The sequence below is a fragment of the Tsuneonella aeria genome, from assembly GCF_009827495.1.
Taxonomy (GTDB): domain Bacteria; phylum Pseudomonadota; class Alphaproteobacteria; order Sphingomonadales; family Sphingomonadaceae; genus Tsuneonella; species Tsuneonella aeria.
Window position 1 is genome coordinate 1,373,960 of the sequence record NZ_WTZA01000001.1, and the last position, 17,872, is coordinate 1,391,831.

The following is a 17,872-nucleotide window of genomic DNA, read 5'->3' on the forward strand; positions in this document are numbered from 1 at the left end:
GTCCGGCGATCCCCCGCGGGCGCTATTCGACGGTGACGGACTTGGCCAGATTGCGCGGCTGGTCGACATCGGTGCCCTTGGCGATGGCCACGTGATAGGCCAGCAACTGGACCGGCACGGCATAGACGAGCGGCGCGATCAGCGGGTGAACCTTGGGCATCTGGATCGTCGCCAGGCAGCCTTCGCCGGCTTCGGCCAGTCCTTCTTCGTCGCTGATCAGGACGATCTTGCCGCCCCGCGCGCGCACTTCCTGCATGTTGGAGACGGTCTTTTCGAACAAGGGCCCGCTGGGCGCCAGGACGATTACCGGCACCGCCTCGTCGATCAGCGCGATGGGGCCGTGCTTCATCTCGCCCGAGGCATAACCTTCGGCGTGGATGTAGCTGATTTCCTTCAGCTTCAGCGCGCCTTCCAGCGCCAGCGGATAATCCGGTCCGCGCCCGAGATAGAGCACGTCGCGCGCCGGCGCGATGAGGTGCGCCATCGCGGCGATATCGTCGTTATGGTCGAGCGCGGCGTTGAGCGCGGCGGGCGCTTCCAGCAGGTGGCGCACGATGTCCTGCTCTTCCGCGCGGTCGAGCCGGCCCTTGCGCGCGGCAAGATGCGCGGCGAGCGCGGCAAGCACAGCCAGCTGGCAGGTGAACGCCTTGGTGCTGGCGACGCCGATCTCCGGGCCGGCATGGGTCGGCAGCAGCAGATCCGCTTCGCGCGCCATGGAGCTGGTCGGAACGTTGACGACCACCGCGATGGTCTGCCCGGCCTGCTTGCAATATCGCAGGGCCGCCAGGGTATCGGCGGTTTCCCCGCTCTGCGAGATGAACAGCGCCAGGCCGCCATCTTCCAGCACCGGCTCCCGGTAACGGAACTCGGATGCGAAATCGATGTCCACCGGAACCCGCGCGAAAGTCTCGAACCAGTACTTGGCGACCATGCCGGCATAATATGACGTGCCGCAGGCGACGATCGTCACCCGGCGGATCTGCGAGAGGTCGAAATCGATCTGCGGCAGGGCCACCACGTTGTCGACCTGGCGGATGTAGCTGCGCAGCGTCTGCGCCACGACCGTGGGCTGCTCGAAGATCTCCTTCTGCATGAAGTGGCGGTAGTTGCCTTTCTCCACCGCCGCGGCCGAAGCGCCGGACGTGGTGACCGCGCGTTCAGCGGGCGCGTTGTCGGCATCGAAGATCTGCGCGCCCCCGCGCGTGATGACGGCCCAGTCCCCTTCTTCGAGATAGGCGATCTGCTGCGTCAGCGGGGCGAGCGCCAGCGCGTCGGAGCCGAGGTAGGTCTCGCCCTCGCCCTCGGTACCGGGCGCCCCGTAACCGATCACCAGGGGCGAGCCCAGCCGCGCGCCGATCAGCATGTCGGGATGGCTGCGGAATGCGATGGCGAGCGCGAAGGCGCCGCGCAAGCGCGGGAGGACCGCCTGCACCGCCTCTTCGGGCGAGGCGCCGTTCTCCACTTCGCGGCTGATGAGGTGGGCGACGACCTCGCTGTCGGTCTCGCTTTCCAGCGTGCGGCCTTCGGCCAGCAGCTCTTCGCGCAAGGGGCGGAAATTCTCGATGATGCCGTTATGGACCAGCGCGACGTGGTCGGTCGCGTGGGGATGCGCGTTGTGCGCGGTGGGCGCGCCGTGAGTCGCCCAGCGTGTGTGCGCGATGCCGATCGTGCCGGGCGCGGGATTGGCCGCGAGTTCGCGCACGAGGTTGGCGAGCTTGCCTTCGGCGCGGCGCCGCACCAGCGCGCCATCGTGGATCGTGCACACGCCCGCGCTGTCGTAGCCGCGATATTCCATCCGGCGGAGCCCGTCGACCAGCCGGTCCGCCACGTCCTGCTTGCCGACGATGCCGATGATTCCACACATGCGCTTGCTCAGTCCTTGAGGGTGTAGGGAATGCGGATGCCCGGCATTTCGGCCGGGAAATCCGTGATGTTGCGGGTCACCAGGATGCGCCCGGTGCTTTGGGCCGACGCCAGCACGATCGCGTCGATCGCCTTTATCCGGCGCCGCTGCGATCGCAAGACCGAAGCCTGCCGGGCGATGTCCTCGTTAAGCTCGATAACGCGGAAGTGTTCAAGATAGCTTTCCGCCCGGCCGGCATCGTCGGGCATGGCCAGCGCCATGACCTCCAGCCAGGTGAGCCGGCTGATGTAGCGGTTGGCGTAGCGCAGCAGTTCGCCGTGTGCGCCCGCCACGCCGCGCAGCGCATCGACGACGATGTCCGTATCGAACACCGCCGCGGTCACTGTGCATCCTCGTCGCGGGGCGCCGACCGGTCCTGCCAGATGCCGAAGAACCGTTCGATCCCGGCGCTTGCCGTGCGGTCGCGGTAGGTGTGCACCGCCTCGCGCAGCAGGGCCGCGCGGGACACGTTCTGCCCCGCCGCGGCGTGATCCAGCCAGCGGATATCGTCGTCGGGCAGGTCGACCAGGATGCGCGCCATGATATTGCGATATCATATCTGTATATCAGATGCAAATGGCGGCTTGCGTTTCGCAAACGTGGTTAGCGTTTCCTTAGGGCGCGGCGGCTAGGCCGGGGGCGCAATGACGATCGGGACCGACATCGGCCGCCAGCGGCGCAGACTGAGCGGTGACGGCGCGCTCGAGGTTGCGCTCACCGCTGCCTTCGCGGTGTTCACGCTGGTCGTCTCGGCGGCATACGGGCTGCCGTTCGCCCTTCCCGGCGCCGAGAGCGCATCGGCGGTAGGGCTGCACTATCTCTATCCGCTGATCGGTGTCGCCATCTGGGCGCTGCTGGTGGCGTTCCACGGCAAGCAGCCGCTGGGCGCGACATTCCTCCTGGCGCTGCCGTGCTACGGCCTGATCCTGATCTGCCATTTCAACCTGAAGCTGTGGATCGTCCACCTGAACCCGGCCCTGTGGGACTCGGCGTACTGGCGCATCGACCAGACGCTGCTGCCGCTAGTGGAAGGCGCGAAGGCGATGCGGCTGGCGCTGGCTCCGGTCATCCCGCTCGGCAGCAATTTCTACATGTTCGGCTTCATCGCCATGTTCTACCTCGCGTTCGCGTGGCACGCGCTGCAATCACGGGCGATCTTCCGCGAGCTGATCGTATCGGCGATGCTGCTGCAGATCTTGGGCTCGCTCGCCTACCTCGTGGCGCCGGCGCTGGGCCCGTTCCTGTACGAACCGGGCGTGGAGCCGCCGGTCTCGGGCGCGCAGGCCTATATGCTGGAGGCCTGGCACGCCAACCGCGACGGCGGGGCTGCGTGGCTGCGGGATCACGGCAGCGGCTCCCTGACGGTGGGGCTGGCGGCGATGCCTTCGCTCCACGCCGGCGGGTCGTTCCTGTTCGTGATCTTCGCCTGGCGCCACGCCCGCCCGCTGCTGGCGGTGATGCTGCCGCTGTTCGCCTATATCCTGGTGGCCGCGGTGGCGACGCGCTGGCATTACGTGGTGGACCTTCCCGTCGGCATCGCCCTTGCATGGTGCGCGGCGGCCCTGGCGCGGCGGCTGCTCCGCGCCGAAACGGCCCGCGCCGGCGCCGTGGCGGAGCAGCCCAGCCCCATCCCCGTGCCCCCGGGCCTCCCCGCCCCAGCGGAGTGATGCTGCGGTGAGCCCCGTTCGCCCCGCCACGCGCCGGGTTAGCAAAAAAATAAGGTTTCCATTCTATTCACCCTGTTTCGGAAGGCGGCGTTCGCCACGCGGCTGGCACGCCGCGCATGGGCGCAGGCAGATGGCTTGGGGATCGGACAGATGAGCGCATTCGGACGGAGGAACGGGCCCGGAGGGATGGCTCCTGGTGCGCGCCCGTCGTTCGGGGTGGCCCGCCCGATGAAGGGCGGCGGCGCAGCCGCGAACCCGGCCGCGCCCGTGCCCGGGGGCGAACAGTTCCCGCCTCTGCCGGGCGAAGCCGACAGCTTCCGCCCGGTGGATGCCAAGGACGATGCAATGAGCCGGCTGGCCGACCGGGCCAACGCCGTGCACGATACCGGCAGCCAGGTCGGCGGGTTCGAGGCATCGGTTCACAAGATCAAGGAACAGGTCCTCCCCCGCCTGCTCGAACGCGTCGATCCCGAAGCGGCAGCGACGCTGACGAAGGACGAGCTGTCCGAAGAATTCCGCCCGATCATCCTCGAGGTGCTCGCCGAGCTCAAGGTCACCCTCAACCGGCGCGAGCAGTTCGCGCTGGAGAAAGTGCTGATCGACGAGCTGCTCGGCTTCGGGCCGCTCGAGGAACTGCTCAACGACCCCGACGTCAGCGACATCATGGTCAACGGGCCGGACCAGACCTACATCGAAAAGAAGGGCAAGCTGGTCATCGCGCCGATCCGTTTCCGCGACGAACAGCACTTGTTCCAGATCGCGCAGCGCATCGTGAACCAGGTGGGCCGCCGGGTTGACCAGACCACGCCGCTGGCCGACGCCCGCCTCAAGGACGGCAGCCGCGTCAACGTCATCGTCCCGCCGCTCTCCTTGCGCGGCACCGCGATCTCGATCCGCAAGTTCTCCGAAAAGCCGATCACCGTCGACATGCTGCGCGATTTCGGTTCGATGTCGGACAAGATGGCGACTGCGCTGAAAATCGCCGGCGCGTGCCGGATGAACATCGTCATTTCGGGCGGCACCGGTTCGGGCAAGACGACCATGCTCAACGCCCTGTCGAAAATGATCGATCCCGGCGAACGCGTGCTGACGATCGAGGACGCGGCCGAGCTTCGCCTGCAGCAGCCCCACTGGCTGCCGCTGGAAACGCGCCCGCCGAACCTGGAAGGCCAGGGCGCGATCACCATCGGCGATCTCGTCAAGAACGCGCTGCGCATGCGTCCTGACCGCATCATCCTGGGCGAAATCCGCGGCGCGGAATGCTTCGACCTGCTGGCGGCGATGAACACCGGCCACGACGGTTCGATGTGCACGCTGCACGCCAACAGCCCGCGCGAATGCCTGGGCCGCATGGAAAACATGATCCTGATGGGGGACATCAAGATCCCCAAGGAAGCCATCAGCCGCCAGATCGCCGAATCGGTCGACCTGATCGTCCAGGTCAAGCGCCTGCGCGACGGTTCGCGCCGCACGACCAACGTGACCGAGGTGATCGGCATGGAAGGCGACGTGATCGTGACGCAGGAACTGTTCAAGTTCGAGTATCTCGACGAGAGCGAGGACGGCAAGATCCTGGGCGAATTCCGTTCCAGCGGCCTCAGGCCCTATACCCTGGAAAAGGCGCGGCAGTTCGGCTTTGACCAGGCTTATCTCGAAGCCTGCCTCTAGCCCCGGACAAGCCCCACCGCGCCGAGCCCGACGAGGGTGAGGCCGATGACCATGAGCACCAGGAACAGGCCGGTCCACGGCATCCAGCCCACCCGGTCGATCCGGGCCCGGCGGACACGGCGGCTTTCGGCATAGCGGGCCAGGGTGGCCAGCAGCAGCACCGCCAGACCGGCTGCGACCGCCACGTGGGCATCGCTTGCGAACAGCACGGTTTCGGGCATCTTCATGGCGCGCAATATGGGATGCGTTGCGCCGCCGGCCAGCCCCCTTATGGGTCGCCGAATGACCGCCCCCGCCGCCAACCAGCGCCCGCTGTTCGCCCTGCTGATCCGGCTGGGCGCGGCCTTCGTGCTGTCGGTCATGCTGGTGTTCGTGAAGCTGGTCACCGAATCGGGCGTTTCGCTGACGGAAACCCTGTTCTGGCGCCAGCTCCCCACGGTGCCGCTTTTGCTGGCCTGGTTCGCCTCTCAGAAACGGCTTTCCGTCCTGGGCAGCCGCCGGATGAAATCGCACGCGGGCCGCGCGATGACCGGGCTTGCCGGAATGTTCCTCAATTTCGGCGCGGTGACGCTGCTGCCGCTGGCGGAGGCGACCACGTTCAACTTCACGTCCGCCATCTGGGCAGTGGTCCTTTCCGCGCTGATCCTGCACGAGAAAGTCGGCCCGTGGCGCTGGGGCGCCGTGCTGCTGGGATTTGCCGGAGTGCTGGTGATCGCCCGGCCCGGTTCGGGCGAATTGCCGGCCCTGGGCGCGGCGGTGGCGCTGGGCGCCGCGTTCATGATCGCGCTCATATCGATCCAGATTCGCGACCTGGCACAGACCGAACATCCGCTGACGATCGTGTTCTGGTTCGCGGCCTTCAGCATCGTGCCGCTGGGTATCGCCATGCCCTTCGTGATGACGGCGCATACGCCGTATCAATGGATGCTGCTGGGCGGCCTCGCCCTGTTCGGCCTGCTGGGCCAGTTCCTGCTCACCGCGGCGCTGCGCTACGGCGCTGTGGCGAGCGTGATCGTGATGGATTATTCCTCGCTCGTCTGGGCGACCCTGTTCGGCTGGCTGGTTTACGGACTGCTGCCCGGCGCCAGCATGTGGCTGGGCGCGCCCCTGATCGTGGGCGCCGGGCTGATGATCGCGTGGCGCGAACACCGCCTGTCCCTGCAGAAGGCGCGCGCCATGGTGGGCGAATAGGGAACCGCGCCCGGCAATGGCCGTTATGCGATTCAACCATCAGGTTCAGCCGCATTTGAAAAGGGAACAACCCATGGCCAAGAAACTGCTCCTCGCCCTCGGCGTCGCCGCCATTTCGCTGACCGCCACCGCCTGCAACACCGTCAAGGGTGTGGGCCGTGACATCGAATCCGTCGGTGAAGCCGGCGACCAGGCGATCTGAGCTTTACGCTCCGCGCTTTACGATCCCCGGTCCTTCGGGCCCGGCGTGGTCGCAGGATACGCCCGTCGGTTCAGCCGGCGGGCGTTTTCCGTTTGCGGGACCAGCCACCGGGCCCGCGCGCACGCCGTTCGCGAAGGGCGAGCCATAGCAGCAGGCCGATTGGCCCGGCGATGAATGTCAGCAGCAGCACCGGGGCCTGCAACAGGCGCGAAACCTGCTTGGCATCGGCATCGCGGGCGATCCACAGGCCGGCGAACAGGTCGAACGCCAGGTAATGGGTCCACCCGATCGCGACCCCGGCGTCGCTGGCGAAAATTCCCCGAACGCCGTCTATCGTCGTGAAATCGCTCCCCGCGCCCCCGGTCGTCGCGAGCACCCAGGCAAGGGCGGCCGAATATGCCAGGCACAGCAGGCCGACGCCCGCGTAGAGCACGGCCGCGAGCGGCAGGGGGCGGCGCGGGGCGATGATCAGCAGGGCCCACATCGCGATCGCGATCAGGCTGGCTGCCGTAAAGAGAGCCTGCGCCATCCGCCGCTGCGCCGTCAGCTTCCGCCCTGCTCGCTCAGCGTCGGCGTGCCGCCCGGCGTCGCGGGGCCGTGCCAAGCCAGCACCGGCTTGCGCGCGGCCAGCGTTTCGTCCAGTCGGTGGCGCGGCGCGAAATAGGGCGCTCCCTTCAGGCTCTCGTCCCCCGACCGCGCCCGTTCCGCCAGGCTGCGCAGGGCGCGGATCAGTTCGTCGAGGCCCGCCTTGCTTTCGGTTTCCGTGGGTTCGATCAGCATCGCGCCGTGGACCACCAGCGGGAAATACATCGTCATGGGGTGGAACCCTTCGTCGATCATGCCCTTGGCCAGGTCCAGCGTGGTGAGCCCGCCCGCGAAGCCTTTGTCGCTGAACAGCGCTTCGTGCATGCACGGCCCGCTGTCGCCGAACGGCGCGTCCAGCACGTCGTCCAGGCTGCGCAGGACGTAGTTGGCGTTGAGCACCGCATCGCCCGATGCCTGCCGCAATCCGTCGGCCCCGTGGCTGAGGATATAAGTCAGCGCGCGAGTGAACATGCCCATCTGGCCGTGAAACGCGCTCATCCGGCCAAAGCTCTGCAGCGGCTTGCCGAAATGTTCGCGGGCGAATTCGTCGGCGTGTTCCTCTTCCACCAGGTGGACGACGCCGTCCTTCGTGCGCGCGGTGTAGGGCAGCGGACCGAACGGGCTCAGCGCCTCGCTCAGCACCACCGGGCCCGAACCCGGCCCGCCGCCGCCGTGCGGGGTGGAGAACGTCTTGTGCAGGTTGATGTGCATCGCATCGATGCCAAGATCGCCCGGGCGCACCCGGCCCACGATCGCGTTGAAGTTCGCCCCGTCGCAATAGACGTATCCGCCCGCCGCGTGGACCGCGTCCGAAATCGCCTTCATGTCGCGTTCGAACAGGCCGCAGGTGTTGGGGTTGGTGATCATCACGCCGGCGACATCGGGGCCCAGTCGCGCCGTCAACGCTTCGAGATCGACTCGCCCTTCGGATGTTGCGGGGATGTTTTCCACCCGGTAGCCGGCGAAGGCGGCCGTGGCGGGGTTCGTCCCGTGGGCGCTTTCGGGCACCAGGATCACCGCGCGCGGATCGCCGCGCGCCTCCAGCGCGGCGCGTATGCACAGGATGCCGCACAGCTCGCCGTGCGCGCCGGCCTTGGGCGTCATCGCCACGCCGTGCATCCCGGTCAGCGCGATCAGCCAGTGCGCCAGTTCGTTGATGACCTCCAGCGCGCCGCGCACGGTGTCGACCGGCTGCAGCGGATGGATATCTGCAAAACCCGGCATCCGCGCCACTTTCTCGTTGAGGCGCGGGTTGTGCTTCATCGTGCAGGAACCGAGCGGGAAGAGCCCGAGATCGATCGCGTAGTTCTGCCGGCTGAGCCGGGTGTAGTGGCGGATCGTTTCGGGTTCCGACAGGCCGGGCAGGCCGATCGGCTCGCTGCGGCCCAGCCCGCCGAGGCGGTCCGCCCCCGCTTGCGGCTCCGGCAAGTCGACCCCGGTCGTCTCGTTCGTGCCGATTTCGAAGATCAGCGCCTCTTCGAGCATCAGGCCCCTGTTACCGGTCGCCGTTTCGCGCGAATAAGAATTCTCTTTGACACCTTCGTGCATCGCCGGCCGCCAGCCGCTCTGGTTGGGGGCGGTCATCGCAACACCTCCTCGATCGCCGCGGCAAGTGTTTCGATATCATCCTCGCTCGCGGTCTCGGTCACGGCGACGATCAGCCCGGAGGCGAGCTGGTCTTCATCGGGATAGAGCCGGCCGAGCGAGACCCCGGCCAGCACCTTGCGCTCCGCCAGGTCGCGCACGATTGCCCGCGCATCTCCCGGAAGAGTCACGGTAAATTCGTTGAAGAACACGTCGTTGACCACGGCAACGCCCGGGATTCGCGCCAGCCGGTCCGCGGCCAGGCAGGCGAGCCGGTGGTTCTCCGCCGCCAGCGCGCGCAGGCCTTTTTCCCCGAGCAGCGTCATGTGGACCGAGAACGCCAGCGCGCAGAGGCCGCTGTTGGTGCAGATGTTGCTGGTCGCCTTTTCCCGGCGGATATGCTGCTCGCGCGTCGAAAGGGTGAGGACGAACCCGCGCTTGCCGGCGGCATCCACCGTCTCGCCGCAGAGCCTGCCCGGCATCTGGCGCACGTGCTTGGGATCGCGCACCGCGAAGAGGCCGAGGTAGGGCCCGCCGAACTGGAGGCCGACACCGATCGCCTGCCCTTCGCCCACGACGATGTCCGCGCCCATCTCGCCGGGCGATTTCAGCGCACCCAGCGCCACCGGTTCGGTATTGACCGCGATCAGCAGCGCGCCCTTCGCGTGTGCCGCCTCGGCGATCGGGGCCAGATCGTACACCCGGCCCAGGATGTCGGGATACTGCACCACCACGCAGCTCGGCGCGTTCGCCTCGATCTCGGCGATCAGCGCGTCGATCCCGGCATCGGCCGAGAGCGTCGGTGCCCGGTCCGCCACGCTGTCGCCGGTGAACTTCGCCATCGTGCGGATGGTGGAGACGTAATGCGGGTGCAGGCCTTCGTGCAGGATCGCCAGGTTCCGCTTGGTGATGCGCGATGCCATCACAATCGCTTCCCAGCACGCGGTCGAACCATCGTACATCGAGGCGTTCGCCACCGCGCAGCCATAGAGCCGGGCGACCTGGCTCTGGAACTCGAACAGCATCTGCAGCGTGCCCTGCGCGATTTCCGGCTGGTAGGGCGTGTAGGCGGTCAGGAACTCGCCGCGCTGGATGATGTGGTCGACGCTCGCCGGCACATGATGGCGGTAGGCCCCCGCCCCCAGGAAGAACGCCGCGTCCCCCGCCGCCAGGTTCTTGTCGGACAGACGCCGCATGTGCCGCTCCACCGCCATCTCGCTGGCATGGCCGGGCAGATCGGCGATCGGTTCGCGCAGGTAGTGGACAGCGGCGACATCGGCGAAGAGTGCATCGACGTCGGGCGCGCCGATCTTCGCCAGCATTTCGCCGCGATCGGCATCGGTGAGGGGCAGGTAACGCATGGTGAACCTTCTGTGCGTGCCGCGAGGCGGCAGCGAATTCGGGATGCGGGGTGCGGGCTTACCCCGCCCGCGGGATGGTTACAGCGTGTCGCAGAATGCCTTGTACGCCGCTTCGTCCATCAACCCGTCGAGTTCGGCCGCATCTGCGATGGTCAGCTTGAAGAACCAGCCGTCGCTTTCGGGTGCGGTGTTGACCAGCGCGGGATCGTCTTCCAGCGCAGGGTTGCCTTCGGTTACCGTGCCGGTGACGGGGGAGTACACGTCGCTCGCCGCCTTCACGCTTTCCACCACGGCCGCATCCCCGCCCTTCGTGACTTCTGTGCCTTCGCCCGGCACTTCGACGAACACGATATCGCCGAGTTGGCCTTGCGCATAATCGGTGATGCCGACGGTAGCGGCGTTGCCGTCGACGTCGATCCATTCGTGGTCTTCGGTGAAATAGCGGGTCATTTGGCTGCTCCCTTGCGGTGATAGCGGTGGGGGATGAACGGCATCTCGGAGACGGTCAGCGGCACGCGCTTGCCCCGCACCTCCGCCTCCAGCGGCGTCCCGGGCGCGGAATACTGCGTGTCGACATGGCCCATCGCGATCGGCGCGCCGACGCTGGGCGCAAAACCGCCGGAGGTGACCCGGCCGACCTGCGCCTCGCCCGAAAAGATCGCCGCGCCCTCACGCACGGGAAGGCGGCCCTCGACGCTGAACCCGACAAGCCGGCTTGCCGGACCTTCGGCAAGCGCGCCAAGGATGCGGTCCGCGCCGTGGAATCCGCCTTCCGCGCGCCGCCGCTTGGAGATTGCAAATGCGACACCTCCGGCGACCGGGTCGACGGTATCGTCGATGTCGTGGCCATAGAGCGGCAGGCCGGCTTCCATCCGCAGCGAATCCCGCGCGCCGAGCCCGACGGGGCGAACCCGATCGTCAGCGAGCAATGCGTCGGCCACCTCTGCCAGGCGATCGGCTGGGAACGACAGTTCGAAACCGTCCTCTCCCGTGTAGCCGCCCCGCCCGATCCCGAGTGGTGCGCCGCGCCATTCGCGGCTGGTCCCCTGCATGAACGACAGTTCGTCCGCCGCGCCGGGTACGATCCCGTCCAGAACTGCGGCCGCGTCCGGACCTTGCAGCGCCAGCAGGCCGCGATCGTCGAGATGGGTCAGCGTGATCTCGTCCGGCAGATGTTCGCGAAGGAACGCGATATCGTCCCACTTGGTGGCGCCGTTCACGACGACGTAGTACCGCGGCGTGGCGCCCTCGCCCTCGGTCACGTTCGTCACCATCAGGTCGTCGAGCACGCCGCCGTCTTCGGCGAGCAGCAGGGAATAGCGGATGCGACCCGGCCTGAGCGCCGAAATGTCGCCGGGCATCACTGCCTCCAGCGCCTCGGCGGCCCCTGCGCCTTCGACCATCAACTGGCCCATGTGGCTGACGTCGAACAGGCCGGCGTGCGCGCGCGTCCAGAGATGCTCCGCCATGATCCCGCCTTCGGGGCCGGCGTACTGGATCGGCATCTCGTACCCTGCGAAAGGCACCATGCGCGCACCGCGCTCCCGGTGCCACGCATCGAGCGGCAGTGGTTGGATTTCGACCGGTTCGTCCGCTTCGCTCAAGACGCCATTCCCCGACAGCGCGGCCGACGGCCGGTGAAGCCATCTTCAAACCGCTGCCCCCTCTGTCGGGAAACCTGAGAGTTTCACCGGGCCGCCCCAGCGAGACTGGGCCCGGATTACACCGTCGGTGGCGCTGCCGCGAAGGCAACGCGCTTTCCAGAGTGTCGATAGCGCGCACGGTCCCTTGGCCTGAGAGTTTCCGGGGCGGTTGCTCCTTCGGCGCCGGGCGGCTGCGTTCGCCCGGGCTCTCCCATGCGCGCCTGCCGGGGAATCGCTTTCCCGGCCGACAGCGGCGCGATGCGGCATGCGCGGGGGCCGGTCAATGCCCATCTGCGGTTGGCCGCGACAAGCGGTGCCTGCCGTGCGCGGCTCCAGCCGCTCCGGCGGCTCAATCGAGGTTGGGACGAAGCCAGCGGGCCGCGGTTTCGACGTCGACGCCGCGCCGCTGGGCGTAGTCTTCCACCTGGTCGCGGCCGATCCGCGCGACGCCGAAATACTGGCTTTCCGGGTGGCCGAAATAGAACCCGCTTACGGCTGCCGTGGGGAACATGGCGAAGTTTTCCGTCAACTCGACGCCCGTGTTTCTTTCAGCATCGAGCAGTTCGAACAGGATGGGCTTCAGGCTGTGGTCGGGGCACGCGGGGTAGCCCGGCGCGGGGCGAATCCCGCGGTATTCTTCCTTGATCAGGGCCTGTCCGGTGAGCTGCTCGTTCGGCGAATAGGCCCACAGGTCGGTGCGCACGTGCTGATGCAGGCGTTCGGCAAATGCTTCGGCCAGACGGTCCGCCAGGGCCTTCAGCAGAATATCGGAGTAATCGTCCTTGTCGGCCCGGAAGCGCGCCGAGTGCGGCTCGATCCCATGAATGCCGACCGTGAACCCGCCGATCCAGTCACCGGACGGATCGATGAAGTCGGCCAGGCACATGTTGGCGCGGTCGCGGCTTTTCTTCACCTGCTGGCGCAGGAAGGGGAGCACGACGTGGCGCTCCTCCTCAACGAGATGGATCGTGACGTCGTCGCCGTCACGGGCGCAGGGCCACAGGCCGGCGACGCCCTTCGCGGTGAACCATTTCTCTGCCACGATCCGGTCGAGCATGGCGTCGGCATCCGCCTTCAGGCTGCGCGCGGTGTCGCCGACGACGTCGTCCTGCAGGATCGCGGGATAATTGCCGTGCAATTCCCACGCACGAAAGAACGGCGTCCAGTCGATAAACTCGCGCAAGTCGGCAAGATCCCACTCGGGGAAAGCGTGAACCCCCGGGTGCAGCGGGACGGCGGGCTTGTCGGCATAGGCGGGATCGTAGAAGTTGGCCCGCGCCTCCTCCAGCGACAGCAGCACGCTCTGCGCCTTGCCTTCGCGCGCCTGCCGCACCTTGGCATATTCGCCCGCGGTTTCTTCTACGAACGCGTCGCGCTGGGTATCGCTCAGCAGCCGGCTCGCGACCCCGACCGCACGGCTTGCGTCGAGGACGTGGACCACAGGCCCATCGTACTTCGCGTCGATCCGCAGGGCGGTGTGCACCTTGCTGGTCGTCGCCCCACCGATCAGCAGGGGCATCGTCATGCCGGCGCGCGCCATCTCTTCGGCCACCGTCACCATCTCGTCGAGCGAAGGGGTGATGAGGCCCGACAGGCCGATCATGTCCGCCTGGTTGTCGTTTGCGGTCTCAAGGATCTTCGCCCAGGGAACCATGACGCCGAGATCGATCACTTCGTAGCCGTTGCACTGCAGGACCACGCCGACGATGTTCTTGCCGATATCGTGCACGTCGCCCTTCACCGTCGCCATGACGATGCGGCCCTTGGACGTATCGGCGAGCCCGCGTTCTTCCTTTTCGGCTTCGATGAACGGGATGAGGTGCGCCACCGCCTTCTTCATGACGCGGGCGGACTTCACCACCTGGGGCAGGAACATCTTGCCGCTGCCGAACAGGTCCCCGACCACGTTCATGCCGTCCATCAACGGACCTTCGATGACTTCGATCGGCCGGTCGAATGCCTGGCGCGCTTCCTCCGTATCCTCGACGATGAAGCCATCGATGCCCTTGACCAGGGCATGCTCTATCCGGCGCGTGACCTCCCACCCGCGCCATTCCGCCGCGGCCTTGTCGTCTTCCTTCGACCGGCCCTTGTAGCTTTCGGCGAGCGCGATCAGGCGCTCGGTGGCTGTCTCGAACCCACTGCCCTCCGGAGGGGTGCGCATCAGGATCACGTCTTCGCACGCATCGCGCAGGACGGGGTCGATCTGGTCGTAGATATCGAGCTGGCCGGCGTTCACGATCGCCATGTCGAGCCCGGCGGGGATTGCGTGGTAGAGGAACACCGAGTGCATCGCCCGGCGCACGGTCTCGTTTCCGCGAAAGCTGAAGCTAAGGTTCGAAAGACCCCCCGAATAGTGCGCGTGGGGGCACAGCGTGCGGAGTTCGGCGACAGCCTCGATGAAGTCGAGCGCGTAGCGGTCGTGTTCCTCGATCCCGGTCGCGACGGCGAACACGTTGGGATCGAAGATGATGTCTTCTGGCGGGAAGCCGATGCCGGTGAGAAGGTCGTAGGCGCGCTTACAGATCGCGACCTTGCGCTCCTTCGTGTCCGCCTGGCCCGTCTCGTCGAACGCCATGACCACCGCGGCCGCGCCATAGTCCATGCACTTGCGGGCCTGATCGAGGAACGCCGCCTCGCCTTCCTTCATGCTGATGGAATTGACGATGGGCTTGCCGCTGACGCACTTGAGGCCAGCCTCGATCACCTCCCACTTGGAGCTGTCGATCATCACCGGCACGCGGGCGATATCGGGTTCCGCCGCGATCAGCTTGAGGAATGTCGTCATGGCATGGACCGCGTCGAGCAGCCCTTCGTCCATGTTGACATCGATCACCTGCGCGCCGTTTTCGACCTGCTGGCGCGCGACCTCGACCGCAGCGGCGTAATCATCCGCCATGACAAGCTTCTTGAACGCCGCCGATCCGGTGACATTCGTGCGCTCGCCGACGTTGACAAACTGGGAGCCGGCGGGGCGGGCTGGAGTATCGGTACGCAAGGTGGGTATCCCAGAAAGAGTAAAGATCGCGCGCTTCAGGCGACACAGCCGACCGGTCAGGCGGCCATCGTGAACGGCTCCAGCCCGGCGAGGCGCGTGGCCACGGGCGGCGTCGGCAGTTGGCGGGGCGCCAGCCCCTTTACCGCCTCGGCGATGGCCCTGATGTGGGCGGGGCCTGATCCGCAGCATCCGCCCAGCACGTTGACCTGGCCATGGTCGGCCCACTCGCGGACGAAGCCGGCGGTCTCGCCCGGCTGTTCGTCATATTCGCCAAGGTCGTTGGGCAGTCCGGCGTTGGGATAGACCATGATCGGCGCGTCGGCGATCTCGGCCAGGGTCTTGACGTGGGGGCGGAGCTGGGTCGCGCCGAACGAGCAGTTGAGCCCGATCGTCAGCGGCCTGGCGTGGCGGACCGCGTACCAGAACGCTTCCACCGTATGGCCCGACAGATTGCGCCCCGAAAGGTCCGTCAGCGTCATCGACAGCATGATCGGAACGTGTCGAAGAGAATTCTCTTCGAGCTGTTTTACGGCCATTATCCCGGCTTTCGCGTTCAATGTATCGAAGACGGTCTCGATGAGGATGAAATCCGCCCCGCCTTCGACCAGCGCCTCGGCCTGTTCGCGATAGACGTCGACCAGCGTATCCCAGTCGATCTCGCGATAACCGGGATCTTCGACATCGGGCGAAAGCGACAGCGTCTTGTTGGTCGGGCCGACCGATCCCGCGACGAAGCGGGGGCGGCCGTCCCTTGCCTCGAACTCGTCGGCCACCTTGCGCGCCAGGCGGGCGCTCGCGATGTTGATATCGCGGACCAGATGTTCGGCGGCATAATCGGCCTGGCTGATCCGGTTGGCCGAGAACGTGTTGACCGAGGCGATGTCCGCCCCCGCCTCGAAGTAGGCGCGGTGAATGCTCTCGGGCACCTCCGGCCTGGTCAGTGCCAGGATGTCGTGATTGCCCTTCTGGTCCTTGGCGAGGTTGAGCGATCCGGCATAGTCCGCCTCGCTGAGGCCGAATCCCTGGATCTCGGTACCGAAACCGCCGTCGTTGATGAGGATGCGCTTGGCGCACTCGGCCAGGAACTGCTCACGCTTGGTCATGCGGTATCTCCCACCGGGCGGCGGCCGAGAAGATGGCAGATGGCATAGCTCAGCTCAGCGCGGTTGAGGGTGTAGAAGTGGAACTTGCGGACGTCGCCTGCATAGAGCCGGCGGCAGAGTTCGGCCGCGACGGTCGCGGCGACCAGCTGGCGCGCGGCGGGCCGTGCATCGAGCCCGTCGAACAATGTCTCCATCCACGCCGGGATCGCCGTGCCGCACAGGCCGCTCATCTTCTGGACGCTGGCGAAGCTCATGACTGGCATGACCCCGGGAACGATCTCGCGCGAAATGCCCGCGGCGGCCGCCCGGTCGCGGAAACGGAAGAAGCAATCAGGTTCGAAGAAGAACTGGGTGATCGCCCGGGTGGCGCCGGCATCGAACTTGCGCTTCAGGTTGTCGAGGTCCGCGCGCTCGTCGGCGGAGTCGGGGTGCTTTTCGGGATAAGCGGCGACGGAAATCTCGAACGGGGCGATGCGCAGCAATCCCGCGATCAATTCGGCCGCATTGGCATAGCCATCCGGATGCGGCCGGTAGCAGCCCCCGGGATCGGACGCATCGCCGCGCAGGGCGACGATGTGGCGCACGCCGCTGTCCCAATAGGCGCGTGCGACGGCGTCCACTTCCTCGCGGCTGGCATCCACGCACGTGAGGTGCGCGGCCGCCGGAATGGCCGTTTCCCGCACGATCCGCTGGACGGCGGCATGGGTACGCTCACGGGTCGAGCCGCCGGCGCCGTAGGTAACGGAAACGAAATCGGGGCGGAGCGGCTCCAGCGTACGGACGCTGTCCCACAGCGTCTCCGCCATTTTCTCGGTCTTCGGCGGGAAGAATTCGAAGCTGATCCCGATGTCGCCGGGCAATGATGCATAGAGCGGCTGGGCGTGGGCGATCTCGGCGTTCATGGCAACGCCGCCTTGCGCGCTGCCGGTGCAACCGATGCCCCCTTGCCGATGCGCGGCACATCGGGCGCGATACGCCGCGCGGTCCACACCTTTACCGCCAGTTCCCCGCCGTCCACCGTCGTTCCCCCATCAGCCGCAAACCCGTGACGGGTCAGCATGGCATTCATCTGTTCGTCCCCGAAACCGAGGCGCGCGTGCGCGTGCGTCCGGCGCAGTTCCTCGTTCGCGTGGGCCGCAAGATCGACGATCGCGATCCGCCCGCCGGGGCGACACACCCGGGCCGCTTCGGCCAGCGCATAGTCGGGCTCGGTCGCGTAGTGGAGCACCTGGTGGAACACCACGGTATCGAAGCTGTCCGAAGCGAACGGCAGCGCGGCAAAGTCGCCCTGAACCAGCTCGACCCGGCCGACCGGCAAGCCCTGCAACCGCGCCCGCGCCAGGCGCAGCATCTCCGGGCTGCGGTCCAGCCCGGTAATCCGGCCGGCGCCCGGCTCCAGCAGCTCGGCGATACGGCCCGTGCCGGTGCCGATGTCCAGCACTTCGCCCAGGGAATCCGTTTCCAGGGTAGCGAGAAGCGCCTGTTCGACGGCTTCGGCCGGGGCGAGCAGATCGCGCAAGCGATCCCATTCACCGGCGTGACGTGCGAAATAGTCCGCCGCGCTCTTTTCACGGGAAGCGCGGATGGCGGCGAGGAGATTGCGGTCCTGCGCGCAGATGCGGGCGAATGCTTCGTCCTCCAGCTCCGCGGCGGCGAGCAGGCGTTCGACGGCGCGCGCAGTCTGTTCGCCGGCGCCGTCAGCCTGCCGCAGGAACACCCAGCTCCCCTCGCGGCGGCGTTCGGCCAGGCCGGCATCGCACAGAATGGCGACGTGGCGGGAAACGCGCGGCTGGCTTTGCCCCAGCACATGCGCCAGTTCGCCAACTGCCAGCTCCATCGCGCCGATCAGGCGCATGATGCGTAGCCGCGTCAGATCGCCCAGGGCGCGCAAAGTGGTCTCGATCCCCATTGGCATATAAAGATATCGTTATATGCGAAAGTCAAGCAGGAAGCGCCTCAGGCGCAGC

17 protein-coding genes and 1 riboswitch are annotated in these 17,872 nt (G+C 67.0%); of the genes, 4 read left to right on the forward strand and 13 right to left on the reverse strand.

Annotation, left to right across the window (positions count from 1 at the left end):
* Positions 1-22: 22 nt before the first annotated feature.
* From glmS to GRI40_RS06810, 3 genes are read right to left on the reverse strand one after another with little or no spacing between them, the layout of a single operon-like run.
* Positions 23-1,864, reverse strand: a complete 1,842-nt coding sequence (glmS, locus tag GRI40_RS06800; RefSeq protein ID WP_160610632.1) for a glutamine--fructose-6-phosphate transaminase (isomerizing) — start codon at positions 1,862-1,864, stop codon at positions 23-25.
* Between the two features lie 8 nt (positions 1,865-1,872).
* Entirely contained in the window at positions 1,873-2,247 is a 375-nt protein-coding gene (locus GRI40_RS06805) for a PIN domain-containing protein (RefSeq protein ID WP_160610633.1), read from the reverse strand.
* Positions 2,244-2,444: a ribbon-helix-helix domain-containing protein gene (locus GRI40_RS06810; protein ID WP_160610634.1), complete on the reverse strand. Its 201-nt coding sequence runs from the start codon at positions 2,442-2,444 to the stop codon at positions 2,244-2,246. Before GRI40_RS06810 ends, GRI40_RS06805 begins: the two co-directional genes overlap by 4 nt.
* Before the next feature lie 103 nt (positions 2,445-2,547).
* Between GRI40_RS06810 and GRI40_RS13845 the strand changes: the two genes are divergently transcribed.
* Both GRI40_RS13845 and GRI40_RS06820 read left to right on the forward strand, forming a co-directional pair.
* Positions 2,548-3,570 carry a phosphatase PAP2 family protein gene (locus GRI40_RS13845; RefSeq protein ID WP_237489014.1) on the forward strand — a complete coding sequence of 341 codons (1,023 nt, stop codon included), beginning with the start codon at positions 2,548-2,550 and terminating at the stop codon, positions 3,568-3,570.
* Between the two features lie 150 nt (positions 3,571-3,720).
* Positions 3,721-5,238 (forward strand): TadA family conjugal transfer-associated ATPase, encoded by a 1,518-nt coding sequence (locus GRI40_RS06820; RefSeq protein WP_160610635.1) that lies wholly within the window; start codon positions 3,721-3,723, stop codon positions 5,236-5,238.
* Here the strand turns inward: GRI40_RS06820 and GRI40_RS06825 are convergent.
* Positions 5,235-5,465, reverse strand: a complete 231-nt coding sequence (locus tag GRI40_RS06825; RefSeq protein WP_160610636.1) for a hypothetical protein — start codon at positions 5,463-5,465, stop codon at positions 5,235-5,237. The genes GRI40_RS06820 and GRI40_RS06825 overlap by 4 nt on opposite strands.
* A gap of 55 nt (positions 5,466-5,520) precedes the next feature.
* On the opposite strand from GRI40_RS06825, the gene GRI40_RS06830 reads away from it, so the two are divergent.
* Both GRI40_RS06830 and GRI40_RS06835 read left to right on the forward strand, forming a co-directional pair.
* A complete protein-coding gene (locus GRI40_RS06830; RefSeq protein ID WP_160610637.1) occupies positions 5,521-6,429 on the forward strand; it encodes a DMT family transporter in 909 nt (302 codons plus the stop codon).
* 73 nt (positions 6,430-6,502) lie between these two features.
* Positions 6,503-6,631: an entericidin A/B family lipoprotein gene (locus GRI40_RS06835; RefSeq protein ID WP_160610638.1), complete on the forward strand. Its 129-nt coding sequence runs from the start codon at positions 6,503-6,505 to the stop codon at positions 6,629-6,631.
* Between the two features lie 70 nt (positions 6,632-6,701).
* On the opposite strand, the gene GRI40_RS06840 is transcribed toward GRI40_RS06835, so the two are convergent.
* The 9 genes from GRI40_RS06840 to GRI40_RS06880 all read right to left on the reverse strand — a co-directional run bounded on the left by GRI40_RS06840 (position 6,702) and on the right by GRI40_RS06880 (position 17,814).
* Positions 6,702-7,160 carry an ABA4-like family protein gene (locus GRI40_RS06840; RefSeq protein ID WP_160610639.1) on the reverse strand — a complete coding sequence of 153 codons (459 nt, stop codon included), beginning with the start codon at positions 7,158-7,160 and terminating at the stop codon, positions 6,702-6,704.
* Between the two features lie 14 nt (positions 7,161-7,174).
* Positions 7,175-8,764, reverse strand: coding sequence for an aminomethyl-transferring glycine dehydrogenase subunit GcvPB (gene gcvPB / locus GRI40_RS06845; RefSeq protein ID WP_237489113.1), 1,590 nt, complete (start codon positions 8,762-8,764; stop codon positions 7,175-7,177).
* 32 nt (positions 8,765-8,796) lie between these two features.
* Positions 8,797-10,161, reverse strand: a complete 1,365-nt coding sequence (gene gcvPA / locus GRI40_RS06850) for an aminomethyl-transferring glycine dehydrogenase subunit GcvPA (RefSeq protein WP_160610641.1) — start codon at positions 10,159-10,161, stop codon at positions 8,797-8,799.
* 78 nt (positions 10,162-10,239) lie between these two features.
* Positions 10,240-10,611, reverse strand: a complete 372-nt coding sequence (gene gcvH / locus GRI40_RS06855) for a glycine cleavage system protein GcvH (protein WP_160610642.1) — start codon at positions 10,609-10,611, stop codon at positions 10,240-10,242.
* Entirely contained in the window at positions 10,608-11,765 is a 1,158-nt protein-coding gene (gene gcvT / locus GRI40_RS06860; protein WP_160610643.1) for a glycine cleavage system aminomethyltransferase GcvT, read from the reverse strand. Before gcvT ends, gcvH begins: the two co-directional genes overlap by 4 nt.
* A 167-nt stretch (positions 11,766-11,932) precedes the next feature.
* Positions 11,933-12,028: riboswitch (glycine riboswitch) on the reverse strand.
* Positions 12,029-12,153: 125 nt separating this feature from the next.
* Entirely contained in the window at positions 12,154-14,802 is a 2,649-nt protein-coding gene (gene metH, locus GRI40_RS06865; RefSeq protein WP_160610644.1) for a methionine synthase, read from the reverse strand.
* Positions 14,803-14,858: 56 nt separating this feature from the next.
* A complete protein-coding gene (locus tag GRI40_RS06870; RefSeq protein WP_160610645.1) occupies positions 14,859-15,905 on the reverse strand; it encodes a homocysteine S-methyltransferase family protein in 1,047 nt (348 codons plus the stop codon).
* Positions 15,902-16,807 (reverse strand): methylenetetrahydrofolate reductase [NAD(P)H], encoded by a 906-nt coding sequence (gene metF, locus GRI40_RS06875; protein WP_160610646.1) that lies wholly within the window; start codon positions 16,805-16,807, stop codon positions 15,902-15,904. Before metF ends, GRI40_RS06870 begins: the two co-directional genes overlap by 4 nt.
* Positions 16,804-17,814, reverse strand: a complete 1,011-nt coding sequence (locus GRI40_RS06880) for an ArsR/SmtB family transcription factor (RefSeq protein WP_160610647.1) — start codon at positions 17,812-17,814, stop codon at positions 16,804-16,806. Before GRI40_RS06880 ends, metF begins: the two co-directional genes overlap by 4 nt.
* Between the last annotated feature and the right edge of the window lie 58 nt (positions 17,815-17,872).